Annotated in this window: 22 protein-coding genes and 1 pseudogene; 10 read left to right on the top strand and 13 right to left on the bottom strand. The window is 69.6% G+C overall.

All coding sequences use genetic code 11. The features are described from left to right. The first annotated feature begins 39 nt into the window (after nucleotides 1–39). From ACIREI_RS25865 to ACIREI_RS25855, 3 genes are read left to right on the top strand one after another with little or no spacing between them, the layout of a single operon-like run. The gene (locus ACIREI_RS25865; RefSeq protein WP_403337164.1) at nucleotides 40–753 is read left to right on the top strand and encodes a toll/interleukin-1 receptor domain-containing protein; all 714 of its coding nucleotides are present in this window, start codon (nucleotides 40–42) and stop codon (nucleotides 751–753) included. Then, the gene (locus ACIREI_RS25860; protein WP_403337162.1) at nucleotides 750–2,672 is read left to right on the top strand and encodes a hypothetical protein; all 1,923 of its coding nucleotides are present in this window, start codon (nucleotides 750–752) and stop codon (nucleotides 2,670–2,672) included. Before ACIREI_RS25865 ends, ACIREI_RS25860 begins: the two co-directional genes overlap by 4 nt. Then, a complete protein-coding gene (locus tag ACIREI_RS25855; RefSeq protein WP_403337159.1) occupies nucleotides 2,669–3,778 on the top strand; it encodes a hypothetical protein in 1,110 nt (369 codons plus the stop codon). The genes ACIREI_RS25860 and ACIREI_RS25855 overlap by 4 nt, the downstream gene beginning before the upstream one ends. Nucleotides 3,779–3,839: 61 nt before the next feature. On the opposite strand, the gene metK is transcribed toward ACIREI_RS25855, so the two are convergent. The 13 genes from metK to pyrR all read right to left on the bottom strand — a co-directional run bounded on the left by metK (nucleotide 3,840) and on the right by pyrR (nucleotide 18,199). Further along, on the bottom strand, nucleotides 3,840–5,048 hold the full coding sequence (gene metK, locus ACIREI_RS25850) for a methionine adenosyltransferase (RefSeq protein ID WP_403337157.1): 1,209 nt from the start codon (nucleotides 5,046–5,048) through the stop codon (nucleotides 3,840–3,842). Between the two features lie 239 nt (nucleotides 5,049–5,287). Beyond that, on the bottom strand, nucleotides 5,288–6,490 hold the full coding sequence (coaBC, locus tag ACIREI_RS25845) for a bifunctional phosphopantothenoylcysteine decarboxylase/phosphopantothenate--cysteine ligase CoaBC (protein ID WP_403337412.1): 1,203 nt from the start codon (nucleotides 6,488–6,490) through the stop codon (nucleotides 5,288–5,290). 115 nt (nucleotides 6,491–6,605) lie between these two features. Beyond that, nucleotides 6,606–6,878: a DNA-directed RNA polymerase subunit omega gene (rpoZ, locus tag ACIREI_RS25840; RefSeq protein ID WP_003988945.1), complete on the bottom strand. Its 273-nt coding sequence runs from the start codon at nucleotides 6,876–6,878 to the stop codon at nucleotides 6,606–6,608. An 84-nt stretch (nucleotides 6,879–6,962) separates the two neighbouring features. Continuing rightward, a complete protein-coding gene (gene gmk, locus ACIREI_RS25835; RefSeq protein ID WP_030048841.1) occupies nucleotides 6,963–7,520 on the bottom strand; it encodes a guanylate kinase in 558 nt (185 codons plus the stop codon). Between the two features lie 60 nt (nucleotides 7,521–7,580). Further along, entirely contained in the window at nucleotides 7,581–7,904 is a 324-nt protein-coding gene (locus tag ACIREI_RS25830) for an integration host factor (RefSeq protein ID WP_003977346.1), read from the bottom strand. 287 nt (nucleotides 7,905–8,191) lie between these two features. Beyond that, nucleotides 8,192–9,037: an orotidine-5'-phosphate decarboxylase gene (gene pyrF / locus ACIREI_RS25825; protein WP_403337153.1), complete on the bottom strand. Its 846-nt coding sequence runs from the start codon at nucleotides 9,035–9,037 to the stop codon at nucleotides 8,192–8,194. Next, the gene (locus ACIREI_RS25820) at nucleotides 9,034–10,149 is read right to left on the bottom strand and encodes a quinone-dependent dihydroorotate dehydrogenase (protein ID WP_403337150.1); all 1,116 of its coding nucleotides are present in this window, start codon (nucleotides 10,147–10,149) and stop codon (nucleotides 9,034–9,036) included. Before ACIREI_RS25820 ends, pyrF begins: the two co-directional genes overlap by 4 nt. Nucleotides 10,150–10,224: 75 nt before the next feature. Beyond that, the gene (carB, locus tag ACIREI_RS25815; protein ID WP_403337147.1) at nucleotides 10,225–13,533 is read right to left on the bottom strand and encodes a carbamoyl-phosphate synthase large subunit; all 3,309 of its coding nucleotides are present in this window, start codon (nucleotides 13,531–13,533) and stop codon (nucleotides 10,225–10,227) included. Beyond that, nucleotides 13,526–14,683: a glutamine-hydrolyzing carbamoyl-phosphate synthase small subunit gene (gene carA / locus ACIREI_RS25810; protein ID WP_403337144.1), complete on the bottom strand. Its 1,158-nt coding sequence runs from the start codon at nucleotides 14,681–14,683 to the stop codon at nucleotides 13,526–13,528. The genes carB and carA overlap by 8 nt, the downstream gene beginning before the upstream one ends. Then, nucleotides 14,680–15,267 (bottom strand): hypothetical protein, encoded by a 588-nt coding sequence (locus tag ACIREI_RS25805; RefSeq protein WP_403337141.1) that lies wholly within the window; start codon nucleotides 15,265–15,267, stop codon nucleotides 14,680–14,682. The genes carA and ACIREI_RS25805 overlap by 4 nt, the downstream gene beginning before the upstream one ends. Then, nucleotides 15,264–16,550, bottom strand: a complete 1,287-nt coding sequence (locus ACIREI_RS25800; protein WP_403337138.1) for a dihydroorotase — start codon at nucleotides 16,548–16,550, stop codon at nucleotides 15,264–15,266. The genes ACIREI_RS25805 and ACIREI_RS25800 overlap by 4 nt, the downstream gene beginning before the upstream one ends. A gap of 5 nt (nucleotides 16,551–16,555) precedes the next feature. Next, nucleotides 16,556–17,551, bottom strand: a complete 996-nt coding sequence (locus ACIREI_RS25795) for an aspartate carbamoyltransferase catalytic subunit (RefSeq protein ID WP_403337135.1) — start codon at nucleotides 17,549–17,551, stop codon at nucleotides 16,556–16,558. Nucleotides 17,552–17,629: 78 nt separating this feature from the next. Beyond that, nucleotides 17,630–18,199 (bottom strand): bifunctional pyr operon transcriptional regulator/uracil phosphoribosyltransferase PyrR, encoded by a 570-nt coding sequence (gene pyrR / locus ACIREI_RS25790; protein WP_302002141.1) that lies wholly within the window; start codon nucleotides 18,197–18,199, stop codon nucleotides 17,630–17,632. Nucleotides 18,200–18,453: 254 nt separating this feature from the next. On the opposite strand from pyrR, the gene bldD reads away from it, so the two are divergent. The 7 genes and pseudogenes from bldD to xerC all read left to right on the top strand — a co-directional run bounded on the left by bldD (nucleotide 18,454) and on the right by xerC (nucleotide 23,349). Further along, nucleotides 18,454–18,957 (top strand): transcriptional regulator BldD, encoded by a 504-nt coding sequence (bldD, locus tag ACIREI_RS25785; protein WP_004002691.1) that lies wholly within the window; start codon nucleotides 18,454–18,456, stop codon nucleotides 18,955–18,957. 213 nt (nucleotides 18,958–19,170) lie between these two features. Further along, complete coding sequence (locus ACIREI_RS25780; RefSeq protein WP_403337132.1) at nucleotides 19,171–19,482, top strand: hypothetical protein; 312 nt, start codon at nucleotides 19,171–19,173, stop codon at nucleotides 19,480–19,482. A 48-nt stretch (nucleotides 19,483–19,530) separates the two neighbouring features. Beyond that, nucleotides 19,531–20,252 (top strand): annotated as a pseudogene (locus tag ACIREI_RS25775) (DUF2637 domain-containing protein). 149 nt (nucleotides 20,253–20,401) lie between these two features. Next, nucleotides 20,402–21,889 carry a replication initiator gene (locus tag ACIREI_RS25770; protein WP_403337130.1) on the top strand — a complete coding sequence of 496 codons (1,488 nt, stop codon included), beginning with the start codon at nucleotides 20,402–20,404 and terminating at the stop codon, nucleotides 21,887–21,889. Further along, nucleotides 21,886–22,068 carry a helix-turn-helix domain-containing protein gene (locus ACIREI_RS25765; protein ID WP_365140282.1) on the top strand — a complete coding sequence of 61 codons (183 nt, stop codon included), beginning with the start codon at nucleotides 21,886–21,888 and terminating at the stop codon, nucleotides 22,066–22,068. The genes ACIREI_RS25770 and ACIREI_RS25765 overlap by 4 nt, the downstream gene beginning before the upstream one ends. Further along, on the top strand, nucleotides 22,068–22,205 hold the full coding sequence (locus ACIREI_RS25760) for a hypothetical protein (RefSeq protein ID WP_403337128.1): 138 nt from the start codon (nucleotides 22,068–22,070) through the stop codon (nucleotides 22,203–22,205). The genes ACIREI_RS25765 and ACIREI_RS25760 overlap by 1 nt, the downstream gene beginning before the upstream one ends. Continuing rightward, nucleotides 22,183–23,349, top strand: a complete 1,167-nt coding sequence (xerC, locus tag ACIREI_RS25755) for a tyrosine recombinase XerC (RefSeq protein ID WP_403337126.1) — start codon at nucleotides 22,183–22,185, stop codon at nucleotides 23,347–23,349. Before ACIREI_RS25760 ends, xerC begins: the two co-directional genes overlap by 23 nt. The last annotated feature ends 21 nt before the right edge of the window (nucleotides 23,350–23,370 follow it).

The following is a 23,370-nucleotide window of genomic DNA, read 5'->3' as shown; positions in this document are numbered from 1 at the left end:
TCCGATCCCGTGCCCTTGAGCCAGAGAGGTCGATCCGCCATGCCCGACGTCTTCATCAACTACCGCTCCGGCGACGGAGAGCAGGCCGCCGCCACGATCGAGGAAGTCCTGTCCGCCCGGTTCGGGAAGGACCGCATCTACTACGCCAGCAAGTCGATCCCGCCCGGCACGCCCTTCGACGGCCATCTGATCCACGGCGTGCGGCGCAGCGGGGCGCTCCTGGCCCTCATCGGCCCCGCCTGGATCGGGCACGAGGCGCTGCGGAGCGACGGCGACTGGGTGCGCAGGGAGATCCAGGAGGCATTCCTTTGCGACATCCGGGTCATCCCCGTCCTGCTCGGACGCAGGACCGAGCGCCCTGCCAGGGACGACCTGCCTACCCCGCTGAGGAAACTCGCGGACTGCCAGAGCCTGCGTTACGACCACCAGAACAAGGAGTACGACCTGAAGCAGATCGGGGACACGCTGGCGAGGCTCGTCCCGGAGCTGGCCGCGGTCGACCGTGAGGCGGACGCCGAGCAGCCGCCCTCCGCCCCGAACCACAACACCGCGGGTGACGTGTACGGAGCGTCGGTGCAGGGGAGCACGGTCAACGGGGACATCAGCACCGTCCGGGAGGCCCACGGCCCCGTTCACATCGGCCCCAGCAACGTCCGTATGGGCGGCGGCGGCAATTACTTCCAGGGCGGCAACCAAGGCAGTATCCGGCAGAACTTCGGACGCTCGCGTGCCGAGGAGGACGACGAGCAGTGAGCGATCGAAACAGGGACATTTACCACACCAGCGTCCACAATCACTTCGGAGCCGCCGAGCAGCAACCCCTCCTCAACGCTCCGCCCGCCGCACCTCGCCGTGTCGCCGACGATCAACTCGTCCGATTGCAGCGCCAGTTCGCGCGTCCCCACGGGATCAATGCGGCGTACGACGTCCTGGCGGGCGAGCACACCGTCATCCTGCACGGGACGCCCGGCAGCGGACGGAACTCGGCCGCCCGCGTGCTGCTGTGCGAGCTCCCGCGCGACGGCGGCACATATCACGAGCTCACGCCGGAGAAGCCCGAGACGACCTCCGGGCGGTGGCTCTCCCTCGACCTCGTCGGTGAACAGGACCGCATGCTGCTCGACCTGTCCTCGTCGGACGAGCGGACCTGGCAGGCCGTAGAGGGAGAGCTGTCCGAATTCCGGTACGAGGTCCTGCGCAAAGGCGCGTTCCTCGCGCTGGTGCCGCCACACCAGTTCGAGGAGCAGCTGTCGCCGCAGTTCGCGCAGTTCCGCAGGGAGATCGGCCGGCCCGACGCGTGGGAGGCCCTCAACCGGCATCTGTGGCTCGTCGGAGTGCGGAAGAGCGTCCGGGGTCTGGCTCCTCCCGCCTTGCATACGTACCTGGACGCCGGGCCGCCCATGCACGAGCTGGCCCGGCTGGCCGAGCGCATCGGCGTCGCCGCCCGTGGGCAGGGTGACTTCGCCGCTTGGTGCGAGACCGCCCTCGCGGCCCAGACCGACCGCACACGCGACGTGACCGAGGCCGTACAGCGACTGCGCAAGGGCAGACAGCGCGCCCTGTTCCTCGCCATAGCCATGTTGGACGGCGCGCGCCCCGAAGCCGTGCACCGCGCCACGAACCTCCTCGTCGACGAGGCCGGCTCCGCCCATGACGACCGTCCGCTCCTGGAGCACAAGGCCCTTTCCCTACGGCTGGAGACGGTGGGAGCCGAACCGGGCTCGGACTCACGGGTGCGTTTCGCTCAGCCCGGCTTCGCGGCGGCAGCGCGTCGCCACTTCTGGACCGACCTGCCCGACGTCCGGAAGCCGCTGAGCGCCTGGTTGAACAAGGCCCTGAAGCTGCGTGAACTCGACGAGACGGACCGGGCGAAGCTCGTGGTCCGGTTCACCGACCTGTGCCTGAGCACGGGCGAGTTCGAACAGATCACCAGAATCGTCGAGCGGTGGACGCAGGACTCGTCCCACCGCCCGACCGAGGTCCGAGCCGCCGCTCATCTCCTCAAGCACGGCGTCGAGGACGAGCAGTGGCACGGCGACTTCAGGTCGAAGATCTACGACTGGAGCATCGGCCAGCCGCCGAAGCATCTGCGCGAAGTCCTGGTCGAGGTCTGCGCGAAGGTGATGTCGATCCACCACCCGGAACCCGCACTCGTGCGCCTCCATCACCTCGCCCGCAACGAGCCGCATCCGGGTGTCGTGGCCCGCAGGGCCCTGCTCGACTACGTGAACCAGGACGTCCGGCTGAAGCGCCGCCTGCTCGCCAGGCTGGCCACCACACAGGCCGAACGGCACCACCGTGCCGACGCCGATCTGTTCCTCGACTTCGCGGGGTTCCCCGATGACTTCCTCCTCGCGGCACCGACGCGGCAATGGCTCACCACGTGTTGGCGCATGGCCTTCGACCTGCTCCCCCCGCCTCGATGGGCACCCTGCACCACGAACTGGCTGGCCACGGCGGACCAGGTCGACTGCGAGCAGCTCGTCGAAGCAGCCCTGACCATCCTGGTGGACGCGGCCGACGCACGCTATCCGGTGCTCAGCCGTATCTACGCGGACGCCCGCCGGACCGTCTCACCCGAACTGGCCTCCCGCCTTCTGCGATCGATCGACACCGCGCACCGCGCCCGCTTCACACCCCGGGCGCCCGACCTGGAGGTGTCCCCTTCATGAGCTCCGGCCAGAAGACCGTCTCGGCGTTCCTCAGCATGATCAGTGCGCTGCTCGTCCTCATCCTCGGGCTGACACTGCGCTGGCCGCTATGGATGTGGCTGAGCGCGATCGCGGTGCTCCTCGCCACTTGGTCCATCGCTACGCACTCGGCGATCCGCGCACGCAAACGCGACCCCTTCCCACCCGGGTCGCTGATCGAGCAACCGGCTCCCCCGCCCGTGGAACGCCAGGAGCAGTACGTGAGCCGGGTCCCGCTGGCGAGCAGAGAGGCCGACTACTACTTCCTGTTCTCCGCCCGTGTGCGCTGGATCCCCATCGACCCCATGACCAGTGACCAGTCGGTCAACCCCGGCGCACTGGCCGTGGAGTCCGTACTCGCCCGCGCCGGCCGGATCACGGCGACCATGCACCCGTTCAAGAGCTCCCTCGTCCAGCATCAACTCAACGCCGCGCTGGCCGTCATGGAGCCGGACCGCGACGGCTATCTGCGTGCGATGGCGCTGGAGGTCGAACTGACGCTCACGGACGAGGACCAGGAGCGGCTGGACCGGTTGGCGGCGATCCGCAAGGACGAGGCCGTGTGGGAACACCAGCGCAGGTACGAGCAGAGCAAGCGCGAGTACCTGGGCGATGACGTGCTCACGAGCACGGGCAGCGCGGTCGTGTGGTGGCTCGCGAAGAACGACGATCACGTCGAGAAGACCGTGAAGGACATCGGCCTCCTGGCCAGGCTCTCCTCTGCGGCGAACGACCGGGAGATCGACGAGCCCTTCCGGTACCTGGTCCCGGAGGCGTTTCCGCCTCCCCCCGGGCAGGACTGGGCGATGGCGGCCCCCGTCCAGGAGGAGCCCCCCGTCGAGCGCCCGGCCACCACGCCTGCGGACCTCTTCTCCGACTTCTTCCGAAAGGTCGGATTCCGCCCCGGAGAGGACGAGGTCGCACTTGTGGCCGATCAGGTCGCGATGGCGATCGCCTCTCGGGACGCCGTGACAGCGGAAGAGATACGCCGGCGCTTCGGCGCTGTGCAGACACCTCCGCACACGAACGGTGCCGGACCCGCCCCGGCAACGGAGGACGACACCGGCCACCAGCCCTACGACGGCTGACACACGCCGAGGCCCGGCCCTGGTAGGGGGCCGGGCCTCGCAGGCACCGAAAGGTGAGGCCTTACAGCCCCACAGCCTTCCGCAACGCCTCCACCCGATCCGTCCGCTCCCACGTGAACTCCGGCAGCTCACGGCCGAAGTGACCGTAGGCGGCCGTCTGTGCGTAGATCGGGCGCAGCAGGTCGAGGTCGCGGATGATCGCGGCCGGACGCAGGTCGAAGACCTCGTCGATGGCCTTCTCGATCTTCTCGGCGTCGATCTTGGCCGTGCCGAAGGTCTCGATGAACAGGCCGACCGGCTCGGCCTTGCCGATCGCGTACGCCACCTGCACCTCGCAGCGGGAGGCGAGGCCCGCGGCGACGACGTTCTTGGCGACCCAGCGCATCGCGTACGCCGCCGAGCGGTCCACCTTGGACGGGTCCTTGCCCGAGAAGGCGCCACCGCCGTGACGGGCCATGCCGCCGTACGTGTCGATGATGATCTTGCGGCCGGTCAGGCCCGCGTCACCCATCGGGCCGCCGATCTCGAAGCGACCGGTGGGGTTGACCAGGAGGCGGTAGTTCTCGGTGTCCAGCTTGATGCCGTCGTCCAGCAGCGCCTTCAGCTCCGGCTCGACCACGAACTCCCGGATGTCGGGCGCGAGGAGCGAGTCCAGGTCGATGTCGCTCGCGTGCTGCGAGGAGACCACGACCGTGTCCAGGCGGACCGCCTTGTCGCCGTCGTACTCGATGGTGACCTGCGTCTTGCCGTCGGGGCGCAGGTAGGGGATGGTGCCGTTCTTGCGGACCTCGGAGAGGCGCTTGGACAGGCGGTGCGCCAGGAAGATCGGCAGCGGCATCAGCGTCGGCGTCTCGTCCGTCGCGTAGCCGAACATCAGGCCCTGGTCACCGGCGCCCTGGCGGTCCAGCTCGTCCTCGTCGCCCTCGACCCGGGACTCGTACGCCGTGTCCACGCCCTGCGCGATGTCCGGCGACTGCGCGCCGATCGAGACGGAGACGCCGCAGGAGGCGCCGTCGAAGCCCTTCTTCGAGGAGTCGTAGCCGATCTCGAGGATCTTGTTGCGGACCAGCGTCGCGATGTCCGCGTACGTCTTGGTCGTGACCTCTCCGGCCACGTGCACCAGGCCGGTCGTGATCAGGGTCTCGACGGCGACCCGAGAGGTCGGGTCCTCGCGCAGAAGCGCGTCGAGAATGGTGTCGCTGATCTGGTCAGCGATCTTGTCGGGGTGACCCTCGGTCACGGACTCCGAGGTGAACAGGCGACGGGACACAACGCTCCCTGTGGTTGCAGCGGCTGCTGGCTGATCATTGGCGGACGGGACGGGGGCTGCGCCCGGCGTCGTCCGAGGACAGTTTATCTGTCGCGTTCGGCCGCGGGCCCCCTGTCTCGCCTCTCGGGAGCGCTGTGACCTGCGGCACGGGCATTCTGCCCAATGCCGCACGCCCTTGGCCAGGGGCGCCACACCCGAATCGAGCAAGGCTCTAGAGAGAGCCGCAGCGCATCAAACATTCACATCAGTCGCCGCGTCACCAGGTCCCACACGATTTCGGCCAGGGCCTCCTTGGGCCCGTGCGGTACGGGGGTCTCGCTGCCGTCGGCGCCCAGGACGACCGCCTCGTTCTCCTCCGAACCGAAGGTCTTGCGCTCGCCCACCTCGTTCACCACCAGGAGGTCACAGCCCTTGCGCGCCAGCTTTTTGCGGCCGTTGGCCAGGACGTCGTCCGTCTCGGCGGCGAAGCCGACGATCACCTGGCCGGGGCGGGCGCGGTCGGCCGAGATCTCCGCGAGGATGTCCGGATTCCGCACCAGGACGATGGGGTCCGGGTCCTGGCCGTCCTTCTTCTTGATCTTTCCGGCGGCGTACGTGGCCGGGCGGAAGTCCGCGACCGCGGCCGCCATCACCACCGCGTCGGCGTCCGCGGCCGCCTTGAGGACCGCTTCGCGCAGCTGTACGGCCGTGCCGACCTGTACGACGTCCACGCCCGCCGGGTCGGGCAGGCCGGTGTTCGCCGCGAGCAGCGTGACCCGGGCGCCCCGGGCGGCGGCGGTGCGGGCGAGGGCGTAGCCCTGCTTGCCCGAGGAGCGGTTGCCGAGGAAGCGGACCGGGTCGAGCGGCTCGCGGGTGCCGCCGGCGCTCACGACGACGTGCCGGCCCTTGAGGTCCGTCTCGGTGACGCCCCGGGCCAGGACCCGGCGACAGACCTCGAAGATCTCCGCGGGCTCGGGCAGTCGGCCCTTGCCCGTGTCGACGCCGGTGAGGCGCCCGACGGCGGGCTCGATGACGACGGCGCCGCGGCGGCGCAGCGTCGCCACGTTCTCCTGGGTGGCCGGGTGCTCCCACATCTCGGTGTGCATGGCGGGCGCGAAGACGACCGGGCAGCGGGCGGTGAGCAGGGTGTTGGTCAGCAGGTCGTCGGCGAGGCCGTGCGCGGCCTTGGCGAGTGTGTCGGCCGTGGCCGGGGCGACGACCACCAGGTCGGCCTGCTGGCCGATGCGGACGTGCGGAACCTCGTGGACGTCGTCCCAGACCTCCGTCGAGACGGGATGGCCGGACAGGGCGGACCAGGTGGCGGCGCCGACGAAGTGCAGCGCGGAGGCGGTGGGCACGACGCGGACGTCATGCCCGGACTCCGTGAGTCTGCGCAGCAGCTCACAGGCCTTGTACGCGGCGATGCCGCCGCTGACCCCCAGAACGACCTTGGGCTTGTCCACCGGGCCTCCACTCATCGAACCGACGACTCCATGACACACCACAGGCCCGACAGCACGCTGCCGGGCCTGTGGAAAAGCCAGCTCAAAGCTGAAAATACTACTTACTTCGCGAGGCTTACTGTGCCGGGCCCTCGACGGCCTCGGACGTCAGGAGACCCGCGTTGATCTCGCGCAGGGCGATCGAGAGCGGCTTCTCGTGGACGTGGGTGTCGACGAGCGGACCGACGTACTCGAGGAGGCCCTCGCCGAGCTGCGAGTAGTACGCGTTGATCTGGCGGGCCCGCTTGGCCGCGTAGATCACGAGGCTGTACTTCGAGTCGGTGGCCTCGAGAAGCTCGTCGATCGGCGGGTTGATGATGCCCTCGGGCGCGGAGATGGAAGAGGACACGCTCTACCTTCCGATGGATGGGAAAGATTCAGTGCGACTGATCAGGCCTGAACGAAACGATCAAACCTCGACGGTCAGTCACGATCACACAACGTCCATCAAGGCTAGCAGCTCGCGCGCCACGTCCTCGACGGAGGTGTTGACCAAGGTCACGTCGAACTCCGGCTCGGCCGCCAGCTCGACCTTCGCCGCGTCCAGACGGCGCTCGATCACCTCGGGCGGCTCGGTGCCACGTCCGGTGAGTCTGCGCACGAGCTCCTCCCAGGAGGGAGGAGCCAGGAACACCAACTGGGCCTCGGCCATGGACTCGCGGACCTGCCGGGCGCCCTGGAGGTCGATCTCCAGGAGCACCGGCTCACCCGCCTCCAGCCGCTCCAGCACAGCCGCACGCGGCGTGCCGTAGCGGTTGCCGGCGAACTCGGCCCACTCCAGCAGCTCGCCGTTGGCGATCAGCTTGTCCATCTCCTCGTCGGTGACGAAGAAGTAGTGGACTCCGTGCCGCTCGCCGGGGCGGGGCTTGCGGGTCGTCGCCGACACCGAGAGCCAGACCTCGGGGTGTTCCTTGCGCATATGGGCGACGACCGTGCTCTTGCCGACCCCGGAGGGGCCGGAGAGCACGGTCAGTCGCGGACGTTCACTCATGCAGCGATTATTCCAGCAATCCCGGAGTGCCCGGGACTCCCGGTCCGGAGTTACCCGGACTCAGGAGCCGGTGCTGCCGAACTCGCGCTCCAGGGAAGCGATCTGGTTCGAACCGAGGCCACGCACGCGGCGGCTCTCGGAGATGCCGAGTCGCTCCATGATCTGCTTGGCGCGGACCTTGCCCACGCCCGGCAGGGACTCGAGCAGGGCGGAGACCTTCATCTTGCCGATGACGTCGTTCTCCTGGCCCTGCTTGATGACCTCGTGAAGGGAGGCGCCGGAGTGCTTGAGTCGATTCTTGACCTCGGCCCGCTCCCGGCGAGCCGCGGCGGCCTTTTCGAGCGCGGCTGCGCGCTGTTCAGGGGTAAGGGGCGGAAGAGCCACGCCTACGTCACCTCGGATGTTGAACTGTCGGATACGGACCGGTGAGGAACCTAGTCGCCCCACACCTGGGGAGCCACGAGCAACACGCTTGCCCGTTCACTCTCGTCGGAGACTAGCGGCCAAGTCCGCCAGAGTCAGCGAGAACAGAGGAAAAGTCCTGGTCAGCCTCCGTCAGGCCGGACATTTAGGACATAATGCCCCGGATTTGAGGATGTATTCAGACTCAAGTCGCCGCCGAGCCACTCATCGGAGGACTCGGCAAGCGGCTCGAACGATCCTGACGGCAGTCAGTCGACCGACACAGCCGCTCGGATCTCATCAGCGAAGCGTGACGCCGCGTCACGCAGCGCGACGACGTCGGGCCCGTGCCGCAGCACACCCCGGCTGACGTTCGGGACGACGTTGCGCACCGCCGCACCGAAGACCCGGGGAAGATCGGCGGGGGTGGCTCCCTGCGCCCCGATGCCGGGCGCGAGGAGCGGGCCGTTGATGTCGAGGTCGTACGTCGACAGGTCGCCGAGCGTGGCTCCGACGACGGCCCCGAAGGAACCCAGGGGGTCCTCCCCCGAGTTCTCGACAGCCAGGTGCCCGAGCATCGTCGCGCCGACGTTACGACCGTCCGCGCGGATCGCGTGCTGGACCTCGCCGCCCTCCGGGTTCGAGGTCAGTGCGAGCACGAACAGACCGGTGCCGCTCTCGCGCGCCAGCGCGATCGCCGGCGACAGCGACCCGTAGCCGAGATACGGCGAGACCGTCAGCGCGTCCGAGAACAGCGGGGAATCTCTCCGGAGGAAGGACTCGGCGTACGCGGCCATGGTCGAGCCGATGTCGCCGCGCTTGGCGTCCATCACGACCAGCGCCCCGGCCGCCCGCGCCTCCTCGACCGACTTCTCCAGGACGGCGACACCGCGCGACCCGAAGCGCTCGAAGAACGCGCTCTGCGGCTTGAGCACGGCCACCCGGTCGGCCATCGCCTCGACGACCGTGCGGCTGAACCGCTCCAGGCCGCTCACGTCGTCGTCCAGGCCCCACTCGGCGAGCAGGGAGGCGTGCGGGTCGATGCCGACGCACAGCGGGCCCCGCTCGTCCATCGCGCGGCGGAGGCGGGCACCGAAGGGTTCCAGAGCTGTCATGCGGCTTCCTCGGCCTTCCTGACGTCGGCGCCGACCGCGTCGGCGAGGGTGGCGTACGGGCTGGTGCGCAGGCGCGCGGCCAGCCCCTTGTGGATGGTGCGGCCCCAGAAGGGCCCCTCGTAGATGAAGGCGCTGTAGCCCTGGACCAGCGTGGCGCCCGCCAGGATCCGCTGCCAGGCGTCCTCGGCGTTCTCGACGCCTCCGACGCCCACGAGGGTGATCCGGTCGCCCACGCGCGCGTACAGACGCCGCAGCACCTCCAGGGAGCGTGCCTTCAGGGGCGCGCCGGAGAGGCCGCCGGTCTCCTTCACCAGAGAGGATTCGGATTTCAAACCGAGCCCCTCGCGCGCGATGGTGGTGTTCGTGGCGATGATCCCGTCCAGACCCAGTTCGACGGCCAGGTCGGCGACCGCGTCGACGTCCTCGTCGGCGAGGTCGGGCGCGATCTTCACCAGGAGCGGGACACGGCGGTTCGCGACCGTACGGTCGGCGGCCTCGCGCACGGCGGTCAGCAGCGGGCGCAGCGCCTCGGTGGCCTGCAGGTTGCGCAGCCCGGGCGTGTTCGGCGAGGAGACGTTGACCACCAGGTAGTCGGCGTACGGTGCCAGGCGCTCCGTCGACTTCACGTAGTCGCCGACGGCCTCCGTCTCCGGGACGACCTTGGTCTTGCCGATGTTGACGCCCACGACGGTCCTGAAGACGGGCTCGCGGGAGGCCAGACGGGCCGCGACGGCCAGTGAACCCTCGTTGTTGAAGCCCATGCGGTTGATCAGCGCCCGGTCCTTCACGAGCCGGAACAGCCGCTGCTTGGGGTTGCCCGGCTGCGCCTCCCCCGTCACGGTGCCGATCTCGACGTGGTCGAAGCCCAGCATCGACATCCCGTCGATGGCGACCGCGTTCTTGTCGAAGCCGGCGGCGAGCCCGAAGGGGCCGTGCATGCGCAGGCCGAAGGCCTCCGTGCGGAGCTCCTTGTAGCGGGGCGCGAGTGCGGCGGCGACGAACGTGCGCAGCACGGGGATGCGGACGGCGAGCCGGATCCAGCGGAAGGCCAGGTGGTGCGCCTGCTCCGGGTCCATCCGTTTGAAAACCAGACGGAAGAAAAGCTTGTACATGTCGGTGTCCTCTTGAAGTCTCTGGTGACCTCATGAAGAGGGGGACACCGTTTCCGGTGTCCCCCTCGTCGGCTGCTAGTCGCGGGCCGCGGTCAGGTGTTCCGCGTGTTCCTGGAGCGAACGGACGCCCACGTCACCGTGGTTGAGGGCGTCGATGCCCTGGACGGCGGCGGCGAGTGCCTGAACCGTCGTCAGGCAGGGCACCGACCGCGCCACGGCCGCCGTACGGATGTCGTAGCCGTCGAGGCGGCCGCCGGTGCCGTACGGGGTGTTGACGATGAGGTCGACCTCGCCGTCGTGGATGAGCTGGACGATGGTCTTCTCGCCGTTCGGGCCGGTGCCCTCGGACTGCTTGCGCACGACCGTGGCGTTGATGCCGTTGCGCTTGAGGACCTCGGCCGTGCCGGACGTGGCGAGCAACTCGAAGCCGTGGGCGACGAGTTCACGCGCCGGGAAGATCATCGAGCGCTTGTCGCGGTTGGCGACCGAGATGAAGGCGCGGCCCTTGGTCGGCAGCGGACCGTAGGCGCCCGCCTGCGACTTGGCGTACGCCGTGCCGAAGACGGAGTCGATGCCCATGACCTCGCCCGTGGAGCGCATCTCCGGGCCGAGGACCGTGTCGACGCCACGTCCGTGGATGTCGCGGAAGCGCGACCACGGCATCACGGCCTCCTTGACGGAGATCGGCGCGTCGAGCGGAAGTTCGCCGCCGTCGCCGTTCGCCGGGAGGAGCCCCTCCGCCCGCAGCTGGGCGATGGTCGCGCCCAGCGAGATCCGGGCGGCGGCCTTCGCCAGCGGCACCGCGGTCGCCTTCGAGGTGAAGGGAACCGTACGGGACGCGCGCGGGTTGGCCTCCAGGACGTAGAGGATGTCGCCGGCCATCGCGAACTGGATGTTGATCAGGCCGCGGACGCCGACGCCCTTCGCGATCGCCTCGGTCGAGGCGCGCAGGCGCTTGATGTCGAAGCCGCCGAGCGTGATCGGCGGCAGGGCGCACGCCGAGTCGCCGGAGTGGATGCCGGCCTCCTCGATGTGCTCCATGACGCCGCCGAGGTAGAGCTCCTCACCGTCGTAGAGCGCGTCGACGTCGATCTCGATCGCGTCGTCCAGGAACCGGTCGACGAGGACCGGCCGCGAGGGGCTGATCTCGGTCGACTCGGCGATGTAGGACTCCAGCCGGGTCTCGTCGTAGACGATCTCCATGCCGCGTCCGCCGAGGACGTACGACGGCCGCACCAGGACCGGGTAGCCGATCTCGTCGGCGATGGCCTTGGCGCCGGCGAAGGTGGTGGCGGTGCCGTGCTTGGGGGCCGGCAGGCCCGCCTCGGCGAGGACGCGTCCGAACGCGCCCCGGTCCTCGGCGGCGTGGATGGCCTCCGGGGACGTACCGACGATCGGCACGCCGTTGTCCTTCAGCGCCTGCGAGAGGCCCAGCGGGGTCTGGCCTCCGAGCTGTACGACGACACCGGCGACGGGGCCGGCCTGCTGCTCCGCGTGGACGATCTCCAGCACGTCTTCCAGCGTCAGCGGCTCGAAGTACAGACGGTCGGAGGTGTCGTAGTCCGTGGAGACGGTCTCCGGGTTGCAGTTGACCATCACCGTCTCGTACCCGGCGTCGCTCAGCGCGAAGGAGGCGTGGACGCAGGAGTAGTCGAACTCGATGCCCTGGCCGATGCGGTTGGGGCCGGAGCCCAGGATGATGACGGCCGGCTTCTCACGCGGGGCGACCTCCGTCTCCTCGTCGTAGGAGGAGTAGAAGTACGGCGTCTTCGCGGCGAACTCGGCGGCGCAGGTGTCGACCGTCTTGTAGACCGGGCGGATGCCCAGCGCGTGCCGCACCTCGCGCACGACGTCCTCGCGCAGCCCGCGGATCTCGCCGATCTGCTGGTCGGAGAAACCGTGCCGCTTGGCCTCGGCGAGCAGGTCGGGCGTCAGCTCGGGCGCCTCGGCGAGCTCGTCGGCGATCTCCTTGATGAGGAAGAGCTGGTCGACGAACCAGGGGTCGATCTTCGTGTACTCGAAGACCTCCTCGGGCGTGGCGCCCGCGCGGATGGCCTGCATGACGGCGTTGATACGGCCGTCGGTGGGCCGTACGGCCTCGCGCAGCAGCTCGGTCTTGTCGCCGGGCTCGCCGACGAACGTGAACTGGCTGCCCTTCTTCTCCAGCGAGCGCAGCGCCTTCTGGAAGGCCTCGGTGAAGTTGCGGCCGATGGCCATGGCCTCGCCGACCGACTTCATGGTGGTGGTCAGCGTGGAGTCGGCCTGCGGGAACTTCTCGAAGGCGAACCGGGGCGCCTTGACGACCACGTAGTCGAGCGTGGGCTCGAAGGAGGCCGGGGTCTCCTGCGTGATGTCGTTCGGGATCTCGTCGAGGGTGTAGCCGACGGCGAGCTTGGCGGCGATCTTGGCGATCGGGAAGCCGGTCGCCTTGGAGGCGAGGGCCGAGGAGCGCGACACGCGCGGGTTCATCTCGATGACGATCACGCGACCGTCCTCGGGGTTCACCGCGAACTGGATGTTGCAGCCACCGGTGTCGACGCCGACCTCGCGGATGACGGCGATGCCGATGTCGCGCAGGATCTGGTACTCGCGGTCGGTGAGCGTCATGGCGGGCGCCACGGTGATCGAGTCACCCGTGTGCACGCCCATGGGGTCGAAGTTCTCGATGGAGCAGACGACCACGACGTTGTCGTGCTTGTCGCGCATCAGCTCCAGCTCGTACTCCTTCCAGCCGAGGATGGACTCCTCCAGGAGCACCTCGGTGGTCGGCGAGAGGGTGAGGCCCTGGCCGGCGATGCGGCGCAGCTCCTCCTCGTCGTGCGCGAAGCCGGAGCCGGCGCCGCCCATGGTGAAGGAGGGACGGACGACGACGGGGTAACCGCCGAGCGTCTCGACGCCCGCGAGGACGTCCTCCATGGAGTGGCAGATGACCGAGCGGGCGGACTCGCCGTGCCCGATCTTGCCGCGGACGGCCTCGACGACCTCCTTGAACAGGTCGCGGTCCTCGCCCTTGTTGATGGCCTCGACGTTGGCGCCGATCAGCTCGACGCCGTACTTCTCGAGGGTGCCGGCCTGGTGCAGTGAGATGGCCGTGTTGAGGGCCGTCTGACCGCCCAGGGTCGGCAGGAGCGCGTCCGGGCGCTCCTTGGCGATGATCTTCTCGACGAACTCCGGGGTGATCGGCTCGACGTAGGTGGCGTCGGCGATCTCCGGGTCGGTCATGATCGTCGCCGGGTTGGAGTTGACGAGGATGACTCGCAGGCCCTCGGCGCGCAGGATGCGGCACGCCTGGGTGCCGGAGTAGTCGAACTCGGCGGCCTGGCCGATGACGATCGGGCCGGAGCCGATGACCAGGACGGACTGGATATCGGTGCGCTTAGGCACGCTGGCCCTCCATCAGGGATACGAAGCGGTCGAACAGGTAGGCGGCGTCGTGCGGGCCCGCTGCCGCTTCGGGGTGGTACTGGACGCTGAAGGCCGGCCGGTCGAGGAGGTGAAGGCCCTCCACCACGTTGTCGTTGAGGCAGACGTGGGAGACCTCGGCGCGGCCGTAGGGGGTGTCGGAGACCTTGTCGGTCGGGGCGTCGACGGCGAAACCGTGGTTGTGCGCGGTGACCTCGACCTTGCCGGTCGTACGGTCCTGCACGGGCTGGTTGATGCCCCGGTGGCCGTACTTGAGCTTGTACGTGCCGAAGCCCAGCGCCCGCCCCAGGATCTGGTTGCCGAAGCAGATGCCGAAGAGCGGGGTGCCGCGCTCCAGGACCGCCTGCATGACGGAGACCGGGTGGTCGGCGGTGGCCGGGTCGCCGGGGCCGTTGGAGAAGAACACGCCGTCCGGGTTCACGGCGTAGACGTCCTCGACGCTCGCCGTGGCGGGCAGCACGTGCACCTCGATGCCGCGCTCGGCCATCCGGTGCGGGGTCATGCCCTTGATGCCGAGGTCGACGGCGGCGACGGTGAACTTCTTCTCGCCGATCGCGGGGACGACGTACGCCTCCTTGGTGGCGACCTCGGCGGAGAGGTCGGCGCCCTTCATCTCGGGGGCCTGGCGCACCTCGGCGAGCATGGTGCCCTCGTCGGGCAGCGCGTTGCCGGAGAAGATGCCGACGCGCATGGCGCCGCGCTCACGCAGATGGCGGGTGAGCGCGCGCGTGTCGATGCCGGAGATGCCTACGACGCCCTGGTGGCGCAGCTCCTCGTCCAGCGAGCGCTTGGCGCGCCAGTTGGACGGCACGCGCGCGGGGTCGCGCACGACGTACCCGGCGACCCAGATCTGCTTGCTCTCCGGGTCCTCGTCGTTCACGCCGGTGTTGCCGACGTGCGGGGCGGTCATCACGACGACCTGGCGGTGGTACGACGGGTCCGTGAGGGTCTCCTGGTAGCCGGTCATGCCGGTGGAGAACACGGCCTCGCCGAAGGTCACCCCCACGGCCCCGTAGGCGCGGCCGCGGAAGATCCGGCCGTCCTCCAGGACGAGTACGGCGGGAGCCGCCTTGTGCCTCCGCGAGGCGGTCCCCTGGATGGAGGTCGTCATCGTTCGGCGCCTTCCGTGCTGTTGGTGTTGATCATGGAGTTAATGAGGTCGACCCACTCGTTGTGCTCGGCCGCGTGGTCCGAACGGAACCCGGAGTCGATCAGCCGGTCGCCGTGCGCCCACGTCACGACCAGCAGACCGCCCTCGGTCAGGACCTTGCCGGCGATGCCCTTGTCCAGCCGGGCCTCCCGCAGCTGTGCGGCCGGGACGAAGAAGTCGGCCGCCCCGGGGCGTACGACGTCCAGTCCCGCGTCCGTCAGCGTGAGCTCGACCCGGCTGCGGGTGCCCAGGCCGTGCGCCACGATGCGGTCCAGCCACTGACCGGCGGTGGTCGAGCCGTGGTAGCGGCCGCTCATGCTCAGTCTGGCCGGGCCGGGGTCGTCCGGCGCGCTGGGCAGCTCCGGCAGGTCGCCCTGGAGCGTGCCGCGCCACTTCCAGCCCTCGCGCATCAGCCAGTAGACGAGCGCGACGAAGAGGGCGAGTCCGACGACCCAGCCGACGCGGGCGGCCCAGTCGGTCACTTCGGCCGACTTCTGTTCGGCCGCGAGTCCGGTGCCGGCTGCGAGCAGTGTTGCAGGTGTCACGTGAGCTTCCCGTCGACGAGCGTGGCCTTGCCCCGGAGCCACGTGTGCGTCACACGGCCCGGCAGCTCACGCCCCTCGTACGGAGTGTTGCGGCTGCGCGAGGCGAAGCCCGCGGGGTCCACGGACCCACGGTATTCCGTGTCGACGAGCGTGAGGTTGGCGGGCTCACCAGCCGAGACGGGACGCCCGTGGCCCTTCGCCTGCCCGATCTCGGCGGGCTTGAAGGACATGCGCTCGGCGACCCCGGCCCAGGTGAGGAGCCCGGTGTCCACCATGGTCTCCTGCACCACTGACAACGCGGTCTCCAGGCCGACCATCCCCATGGCGGCCGCGGCCCACTCGCAGTCCTTGTCCTCGTGCGGGTGCGGGGCGTGGTCGGTGGCGACGATGTCGATCGTGCCGTCGGCGAGGGCCTCGCGCAGTGCCAGCACGTCACGCTCGGTGCGCAGCGGCGGGTTCACCTTGTAGACCGGGTTGTACGTGCGCACCAGCTCGTCGGTGAGGAGCAGGTGGTGCGGGGTGACCTCGGCGGTGACGTCGATGCCGCGGGACTTGGCCCAGCGGACGATCTCGACGGATCCGGCGGTCGACAGGTGGCAGATGTGGACGCGGGAGCCGACGTGCTCCGCGAGCAGGACATCCCGGGCGATGATCGATTCTTCGGCCACCGCGGGCCAGCCACCGAGCCCGAGCTCGGCGGAGACGATGCCCTCGTTCATCTGCGCGCCCTCGGTCAGCCGCGGCTCCTGCGCGTGCTGGGCGACGACGCCACCGAAGGCCTTCACGTACTCCAGCGCCCGCCGCATGATCACGGCGTCGTCGACGCACTTGCCGTCGTCGGAGAAGACGGTGACCCCGGCGGCCGACTCGTGCATGGCCCCCAGCTCGGCGAGCTTCCTGCCCTCCAGGCCGACGGTCACGGCGCCGATGGGCTGCACATCGCAGTAACCGTGCTCCTGGCCGAGCCTGTAGACCTGCTCGACCACACCGGCGGTGTCGGCGACGGGGAAGGTGTTGGCCATGGCGAACACGGCCGTGTAACCGCCGGAGGCGGCCGCGCGCGTGCCGGTGAGGACGGTCTCGGAGTCCTCGCGCCCGGGCTCACGCAGGTGGGTGTGCAGGTCGACCAGGCCCGGCAGCAGCACCTTGCCCCCGGCCTCGACGACCTGGGCGCCCTCGGCGCTCAGAGCGGCACCCACCTCGGCGATGGTTCCGCCCTCGATCAGCACGTCCTGCGGCTCGCCGCCGAGCACCTTCGCACCACGGATCAGGATCTTGCTCATCTGTCTTACTTCTCCTCGGTACGGGTGTGAGTGACGGCGGGCACGTTCTTGGAGTCGACCACCGCGCCGCCGAGCAGCAGGTACAGAACGGCCATCCGGATGGACACTCCGTTTGCGACCTGCTCGACAACGGTGCAGCGGTCGGAGTCGGCGACCTCGGCGGTGATCTCCATGCCGCGGACCATCGGGCCGGGGTGCATCACGATGGCGTGCTCGGGCATCTTCGCCATGCGGTCGCCGTCGAGGCCGTAGCGCCGCGAGTACTCGCGCTCGGTGGGGAAGAAGGCGGCGTTCATGCGCTCGCGCTGCACGCGCAGCATCATCACCGCGTCGGTCTTCGCCAGCGTGCTGTCGAGGTCGTACGACACCTCGCAGGGCCAGGTCTCGACGCCGACCGGCACCAGGGTCGGCGGGGCGACGAGGGTGACCTCGGCGCCGAGGGTGTGCAGCAGGTCGACGTTGGAGCGGGCGACGCGGCTGTGCAGCACGTCGCCGACGAGCGTGATGCGCTTGCCGGCGAGGTCCTGGCCGAGCCCGGCGTCCCGGCCGACGAGCCGGCGGCGCATGGTGAAGGCGTCCAACAGGGCCTGGGTGGGGTGCTGGTGGGTGCCGTCGCCGGCGTTGATGACGGCCGCGTCGATCCAGCCGGAGTTGGCGAGGCGGTACGGCGCTCCGGAGGCGCCGTGCCGGATGACGACGGCGTCGACGCCCATGGCCTCCAGGGTCTGGGCGGTGTCCTTCAGGGACTCGCCCTTGGACACGCTCGACCCCTTGGCGGAGAAGTTGATCACATCCGCGGACAGCCGCTTCTCGGCGGCCTCGAAGGAGATACGCGTGCGCGTGGAGTCCTCGAAGAAGAGGTTGACGATCGTGCGGCCGCGCAGGGTCGGCAGCTTCTTGATGGGCCGGTCGGCGACCCGGGCCATCTCCTCGGCGGTGTCGAGGATCAGGACGGCGTCGTCGCGGGTGAGGTCGGCGGCCGAGATGAGATGACGGTGCATCTGTCAGGCTCCGTAAGGAAGTTCGGGAGATTACGGGCAAGTGCGGGCATGCCGAGGAGCGGCGTCCCCGCCGGCTTGCTACTGGGTCTGCTTGGCACCGAGCAGCACGGTGTCGCGACCGTCCTCCTCGGCGAGCTGGACCTTGACCGTCTCCCGCAACGACGTGGGGAGGTTCTTGCCGACGTAGTCGGCACGGATGGGCAGTTCGCGGTGGCCGCGGTCGACGAGGACCGCGAGCTGGACCGCGCGCGGACGGCCGATGTCGTTCAGGGCGTCGAGGGCGGCGCGGATGGTGCGGCCGGAGAAGAGGACGTCGTCGACCAGGACGACGAGGCGGCCGTCGAGTCCGTCACCGGGGATCTCCGTGCGGGCCAGCGCACGCGGCGGATGCATGCGCAGGTCGTCGCGGTACATGGTGATGTCGAGCGAGCCGACCGGGATCTTGCGCTCGGTGATCTGCTCGAGCTTGGCGGCGAGCCGCTGGGCGAGGAAGACGCCGCGGGTCGGGATGCCGAGGAGCACCACGTCGTCGGCGCCCTTGGCGCGCTCGACGATCTCGTGGGCGATGCGGGTCAATACCCGCGCGATGTCAGGGCCTTCGAGGACGGGCCGGGCATCGGACGCTTGCGTGTCCTGCTGCTTGTCCATACGAAAAGGACCTCCTTCTCCGCCTCACGGGACGGACCTTAAAGGACGTCTGGTTTGCGCCATCCACCGTAGCAGGCCGGGGAGCCACCCCCATTCACCCACTTGGCCCAATCGGCCACCGATAGCACGGAAGCGTCGGTGTGGACCATTCGGCTTGACGCGCCAGAGTAACGCTGCGTAACCTCACAGTGAGTTACCAACCGCGCGGCATGGAACCCAAGCCAGCCGCGTCGACACAGTGTCCGGGGAGCTATATGTCCAGCGAATACGCCAAACAGCTCGGGGCCAAGCTCCGGGCCATCCGCACCCAGCAGGGCCTTTCCCTCCACGGTGTCGAGGAGAAGTCCCAGGGACGCTGGAAGGCCGTCGTGGTCGGTTCGTACGAGCGCGGCGACCGCGCCGTGACCGTGCAGCGCCTCGCGGAGCTGGCGGATTTCTACGGCGTTCCGGTGCAGGAGCTGCTGCCGGGCACCACGCCGGGCGGCGCCGCCGAGCCGCCGCCGAAGCTGGTCCTGGACCTGGAGCGGCTGGCCCACGTACCGGCCGAGAAGGCAGGTCCCCTGCAGCGCTACGCGGCGACCATCCAGTCGCAGCGCGGTGACTACAACGGCAAGGTGCTCTCGATCCGCCAGGACGACCTGCGCACACTCGCCGTCATCTACGACCAGTCCCCCTCGGTTCTCACCGAGCAGCTGATCAGCTGGGGTGTGCTGGACGCGGACGCGCGCCGCGCGGTCTCCCACGCCGAGGAGAGCTGAGCCCACCACGGGTTCGCCCCAGTCAGCAGAAACGTGGGGGGGGGGGGGGGGGGGGGGGGGGCGGGGGGGGGCCCCCCCCCCCCCCCGCGGGGGGGGGGGGGGGGGGGGGGGGGGGGGGGGGGGGGGGGGGGGGGGGGGGGGGTTTTGGGGGGGGGGGGGGGGGCCCGGGGCCCCCCGCGCCCGCGGCCCGCCGTAGGCGGGCCGCCTTGATCCGTGTGCCCCATCGATCTGTCCTTCGCGCAGAAGACCGCCGAAGCTGCCGTCGCCGCGCTCGGTGAGGACATCCGGGAATGGCCGGACGCCAACCCGATCAACCTCCAGGACCGTGCCTACGTCGGCGTGGCCTCCATGAACCACCAGTCCCAGCCCGGCTTCACCCGCATCCGCACGCCCTTCGTGTCCGGCAAGGACGCCGCCTACATCGCGGCCCGTACCGCGCACCTCACCGCCGACCCGGCCGACCTGCTCACCGCCCAGAGCCCCGGCGTCGGCCTCACCAAGCCCACCCCGCCCATGGCGGCCTGACCCCAACTCCCCGCCATTCGAACGTTGTTGAAAGGAGGTGAACACCCTATGTCTGAGGACCGGATCACCCAGCGCACCGTGACTGTGGTCATGGGCATCATCGCCCTCCTGGCGTTCGTCTTCTCCTTCGGTAACGTCTGGGCCCTGGCCCTGCGCCTGGGCGTCCCCGCCCCCATCGCACCGCTCATAGCCCCGATGGTGGACCTGTCCGTGGTCGGGCTCCTGGTCGCGCTGCGCTACCTGTCCCTGCGTGGCGTTCCGCCCGAGCAGATGAAGGCGGCCACCCGCCTCATGCACGTGTCCGGCCTGCTGACCCTGGCCCTCAACATCGCCGAACCCATCGTCGCCGGGCACTACGGCCGCGCCGCTGTCGACGCCGTGGCTCCCCTGCTCCTCCTCGGATGGGGAGCGGTCGGCCCCCAGCTCCTGCGCTCCTTCCACGCGGTCACCGTCGGCGCCACCGCCACGGCTGCCGAGACCGAACGGGCCGAGAACCCAGCCCCGGCCTCCGCCAACCTGGAACCCGTCTCGACGCCCGCACCCGCCACACCCAGACCGGTTTCCGACCGGCCCCGGTCGCTGCGGTCCCCGCCCCGGCCCCCGCCGCTCCCCCGCCTGTGGTCAAGGTGCCTGAGCCCCTGCTGGCCGAAGCGCGCTCCATCGCCGCATCGCATCAGGCCGAGCACGGCGAACCCATCACGGCGGCCCAGCTCAAGAGGCGGCTCGGCATCGGCCTGCCCATGGCCACCGCCCTCCACGCCGCCCTGTAGCGCCGCGCCCTCCGCCGGCCTTTCCGGCACCTCCCACCCTCGCCCGCCCCTGGGCCCACCCCGTCATGCCTGCGGGCAGCAGCCCGAGCGCACTGATCGCTGCTGCCCGCAGGTCCCACCCTCGCGCCAGAAGGGAGACCCCGCCACCCATGCGCCGCCCCCTCGACCTACGGCACATGATCAGCCCCAGCCTGCGGGACCTGATCGAACTGGCCAACACCCACGACTTCGACCGCGTCACCGAACAGGTCCGCAACCTGCACGGCTGCACCAGCCCCATCAACCTCCACGGCTTCACGGTCACCACCGACCCGGCCACCAAGGAAGTGATCCGCTCCTACCGCTCCGAAGACGAACCCTCCGGACGCCTGCTGACCACCTGCGGCAACCGCCGCGCCTCCCGCTGCCCCGCCTGCTCGCGCGTCTACGCCGCCGACACCTACCACCTCATCAAGGCCGGACTGTCCGGCGGCAAGAACGTCGCCGAAACCGTCCGCGACCACCCCCGCGCCTTCGTCACCCTCACCGCCCCCTCCTTCGGCCGGGTCCACAACCGCAAAGCCGACAGCGCGGGCAAGCTCCGTCCCTGTGCCTGCGGTGAAACCCACGCCGAAGACGCCCCCGAACTCGGCACCCCTCTCGACCCGACCACCTACGACTACACCGGCGCCGTGCTGTGGAACGCGCACGCCGGTCAGCTGTGGGCACGCTTCACCACCTACCTCCGCCGGGCCCTGGCCGAACGCCTGGGCATGACGCAGAAGGCGCTGAACGCCGCTCTGCGCGTCTCCTTCGCGAAGGTCGCCGAATACCAGAAGCGCGGCCTGGTCCACTTCCACGCCGTTATCCGCTTCGACGGACCCGACGGTCACACCACTCCGCCTCCGCCCTGGGCCACCTTCGACGTCCTCAAGGCCGCCGTGGGCCTGGCGGTCAAGCGTGCTCGCCTCACCGTCGCCTCCGACGCCATCGGTGAACGCGTCATCGCCTGGGGCCGCCGGTTCAGGGTGGACCCCATCACCGCCCTGGGCAACGGCGAACTCACCGACGCCAGGGTTGCCGAGTACACAGACGCCAAGGTCGCCGGATACGTCGCCAAGTACGCCACCAAGAACGCCGAAGGCGCGGGCACGGTAGACCGCACCCTCATGTGCCGCCCCTGCTCCGGACGCGGCTACGTACGCGGCCCCGACGGCTTCCACGACCGGTGCGACGACTGCGACGGCACCGGACAGGCCGAACCCATCAAGGCCCTGCCCGTCCAGCAGCACGTACGGCAGATGATCCGCACCGCATGGGACCTCGGCCATCTGCCGGAGTTCGCGCACCTCAAGCTCTGGAAGTGGGCCCACATGCTCGGCTTCCGCGGCCACTTCTCCACCAAGTCCCGCGCCTACTCCACCACCCTCGGCGCCCTCCGCGACGTACGCCGAGCCTGGCGCCTCGCCCAGGCCGAAGCCGCCCGTGCCCGCGCCGGCCTCCCCAACACCGACGAGAACACCACCCTCGTCACCGCCTCCTCGTGGACCTACCTCAGCAGCGGCTACCGCCCCGGCGAAGAACTCCTCGCCGCCCAGGTCCGCCACGACATAGCCCACACACAACGCCTCAAGCAGGAAGGGCTGGTGCCCGCATGACGACGGCCGTGCTCACCGTGGACCAGGTCGCCGAGCGTCTCGGCATCAGCCGGTGGAAGGTCCACGACCTGATCCGCTCGCGCGAACTCGCCTCCTTCAAGATCGGCCGCTGCCGCCGTGTCAGCGAATCCGCCGTGCACGCCTACATATCCCTCCAGACCGAACAGGAAGCCGCCTGATGGCCAAGCCGAAGAAGAACGCCAACAACGAGGGCACCATCTACGAGCGGAAGGACGGCCGTTGGGAAGGCAGTGCGTACGTGCTCACGACGGACGGCACGTACAAGCGGCGCAGTGTCTACGGCAACGTGGGATGAAGCGCACGAGAAGCTGACCAAGCTCAAGGCCGACTCCATCAACGGTCTCCCGGTGGCCACCAGCAAGATGACGATCGCCGAGTACCTGACGTACTGGCTGACGAACGTCGCCAAGGGAAAGGTGCGCCGGACCACGTACGTCAACTACGAGTCGCTGGTGCGCAACTACGTCACCACGGAGTTCGGCAAGAAGAAGCTCGTGCGACTCACCGCCCGCGACATCCGGGCCTTCCTCGCGAAGACGGCGGCCACCTGCCAGTGCTGCGCGCAGGGCAAGGACAAGAAGCGGCCGGAGCACAAGCGGCGCTGCTGCGCCCTCGGCAAGTGCTGCAAGAAGCTCCCCTCTGATCGGACCGTGCGCTTCCTGCTGGTGATCCTGCGTGCTGCTCTCCAGCACGCCGTACGTGAGGACGAGTTGCCCCGCAACGTGGCCCGGAACGTGGAGCTGAGCATGGGAACGAAGCGCGAGATCGAACCGCTCACGGCCAAGGAGGGGCGTCAGCTCCTGGCGGCGGCCCGTGACAACCGGCTGTGGGCCGCGTACGAACTGGCGGTGCGCATCGGCCTGCGGCGCGGTGAGCTGCTGGGGCTGCGCTGGTCGGACGTCGACCTTCACGAAGGAGTCCTCACCGTCCGGCAGGCCCTACAGCGGGTCGGCGGTGAACTGCTGATCGTCGCGCCGAAGACTCAGCGTTCGGCCCGTCGCGTGGCCCTGCCGTCCGAGTGCGTGACGGCACTCCGCGCCCAGCGCGCTCAGCAGCTCGCCGACAGGAAGGCGGCCGGTCACAACTGGAAGGGAACGGGCCAGGGCCTCGTCTTCACTACGAAGAACGGGACGCCCATCGAGCCGCGTAACCTGAACCGCTCCTTCGAGGCGCTGTGCGTCCGCGCCAGCGTCCGCAAGGTCCGCTTTCACGACCTGCGCCACACCTGCGCCTCGCTCCTCCACGAGCAGGGCGCCGACGCCCGCATGATCATGGAAGTACTTGGCCACAGCTCGATCCGCGTGACCATGGACATCTACACCTTCGTACGGCTCGACTCGCAGCGTTCCGCCTTCGATCGCGTCGGCGACGCGCTGAGGGCTGACGGCAACGATCCGGACGATGATGACGGCGCGGCCGGTGTCCCCGTAGCCGTCTGATCGGCTCCTCATCCGCCCTTT

It is taken from the genome of Streptomyces sp. NPDC093591, from assembly GCF_044764885.1.
In the GTDB taxonomy this organism is placed as follows: domain Bacteria; phylum Actinomycetota; class Actinomycetes; order Streptomycetales; family Streptomycetaceae; genus Streptomyces.
Note: the sequence above shows the minus strand (reverse complement) of the source record. Positions and strands in the feature narration are given on the sequence as shown.

Coding starts and splice junctions, on each gene's coding strand:
- ACIREI_RS25865 (WP_403337164.1), top strand. CDS start 40: ATGCCCGACGTCTTCATCAACTACCGCTCCGGCGACGGAGAGCAGGCC.
- ACIREI_RS25855 (WP_403337159.1), top strand. CDS start 2,669: ATGAGCTCCGGCCAGAAGACCGTCTCGGCGTTCCTCAGCATGATCAGT.
- gmk (WP_030048841.1), bottom strand. CDS start 7,520: ATGAGTGAACGTCCGCGACTGACCGTGCTCTCCGGCCCCTCCGGGGTC.
- pyrF (WP_403337153.1), bottom strand. CDS start 9,037: ATGACAGCTCTGGAACCCTTCGGTGCCCGCCTCCGCCGCGCGATGGAC.
- ACIREI_RS25820 (WP_403337150.1), bottom strand. CDS start 10,149: ATGTACAAGCTTTTCTTCCGTCTGGTTTTCAAACGGATGGACCCGGAG.
- carA (WP_403337144.1), bottom strand. CDS start 14,683: ATGACGACCTCCATCCAGGGGACCGCCTCGCGGAGGCACAAGGCGGCT.
- ACIREI_RS25800 (WP_403337138.1), bottom strand. CDS start 16,550: ATGAGCAAGATCCTGATCCGTGGTGCGAAGGTGCTCGGCGGCGAGCCG.
- ACIREI_RS25795 (WP_403337135.1), bottom strand. CDS start 17,551: ATGCACCGTCATCTCATCTCGGCCGCCGACCTCACCCGCGACGACGCC.
- pyrR (WP_302002141.1), bottom strand. CDS start 18,199: ATGGACAAGCAGCAGGACACGCAAGCGTCCGATGCCCGGCCCGTCCTC.
- bldD (WP_004002691.1), top strand. CDS start 18,454: ATGTCCAGCGAATACGCCAAACAGCTCGGGGCCAAGCTCCGGGCCATC.
- ACIREI_RS25770 (WP_403337130.1), top strand. CDS start 20,402: ATGCGCCGCCCCCTCGACCTACGGCACATGATCAGCCCCAGCCTGCGG.
- ACIREI_RS25765 (WP_365140282.1), top strand. CDS start 21,886: ATGACGACGGCCGTGCTCACCGTGGACCAGGTCGCCGAGCGTCTCGGC.
- ACIREI_RS25760 (WP_403337128.1), top strand. CDS start 22,068: ATGGCCAAGCCGAAGAAGAACGCCAACAACGAGGGCACCATCTACGAG.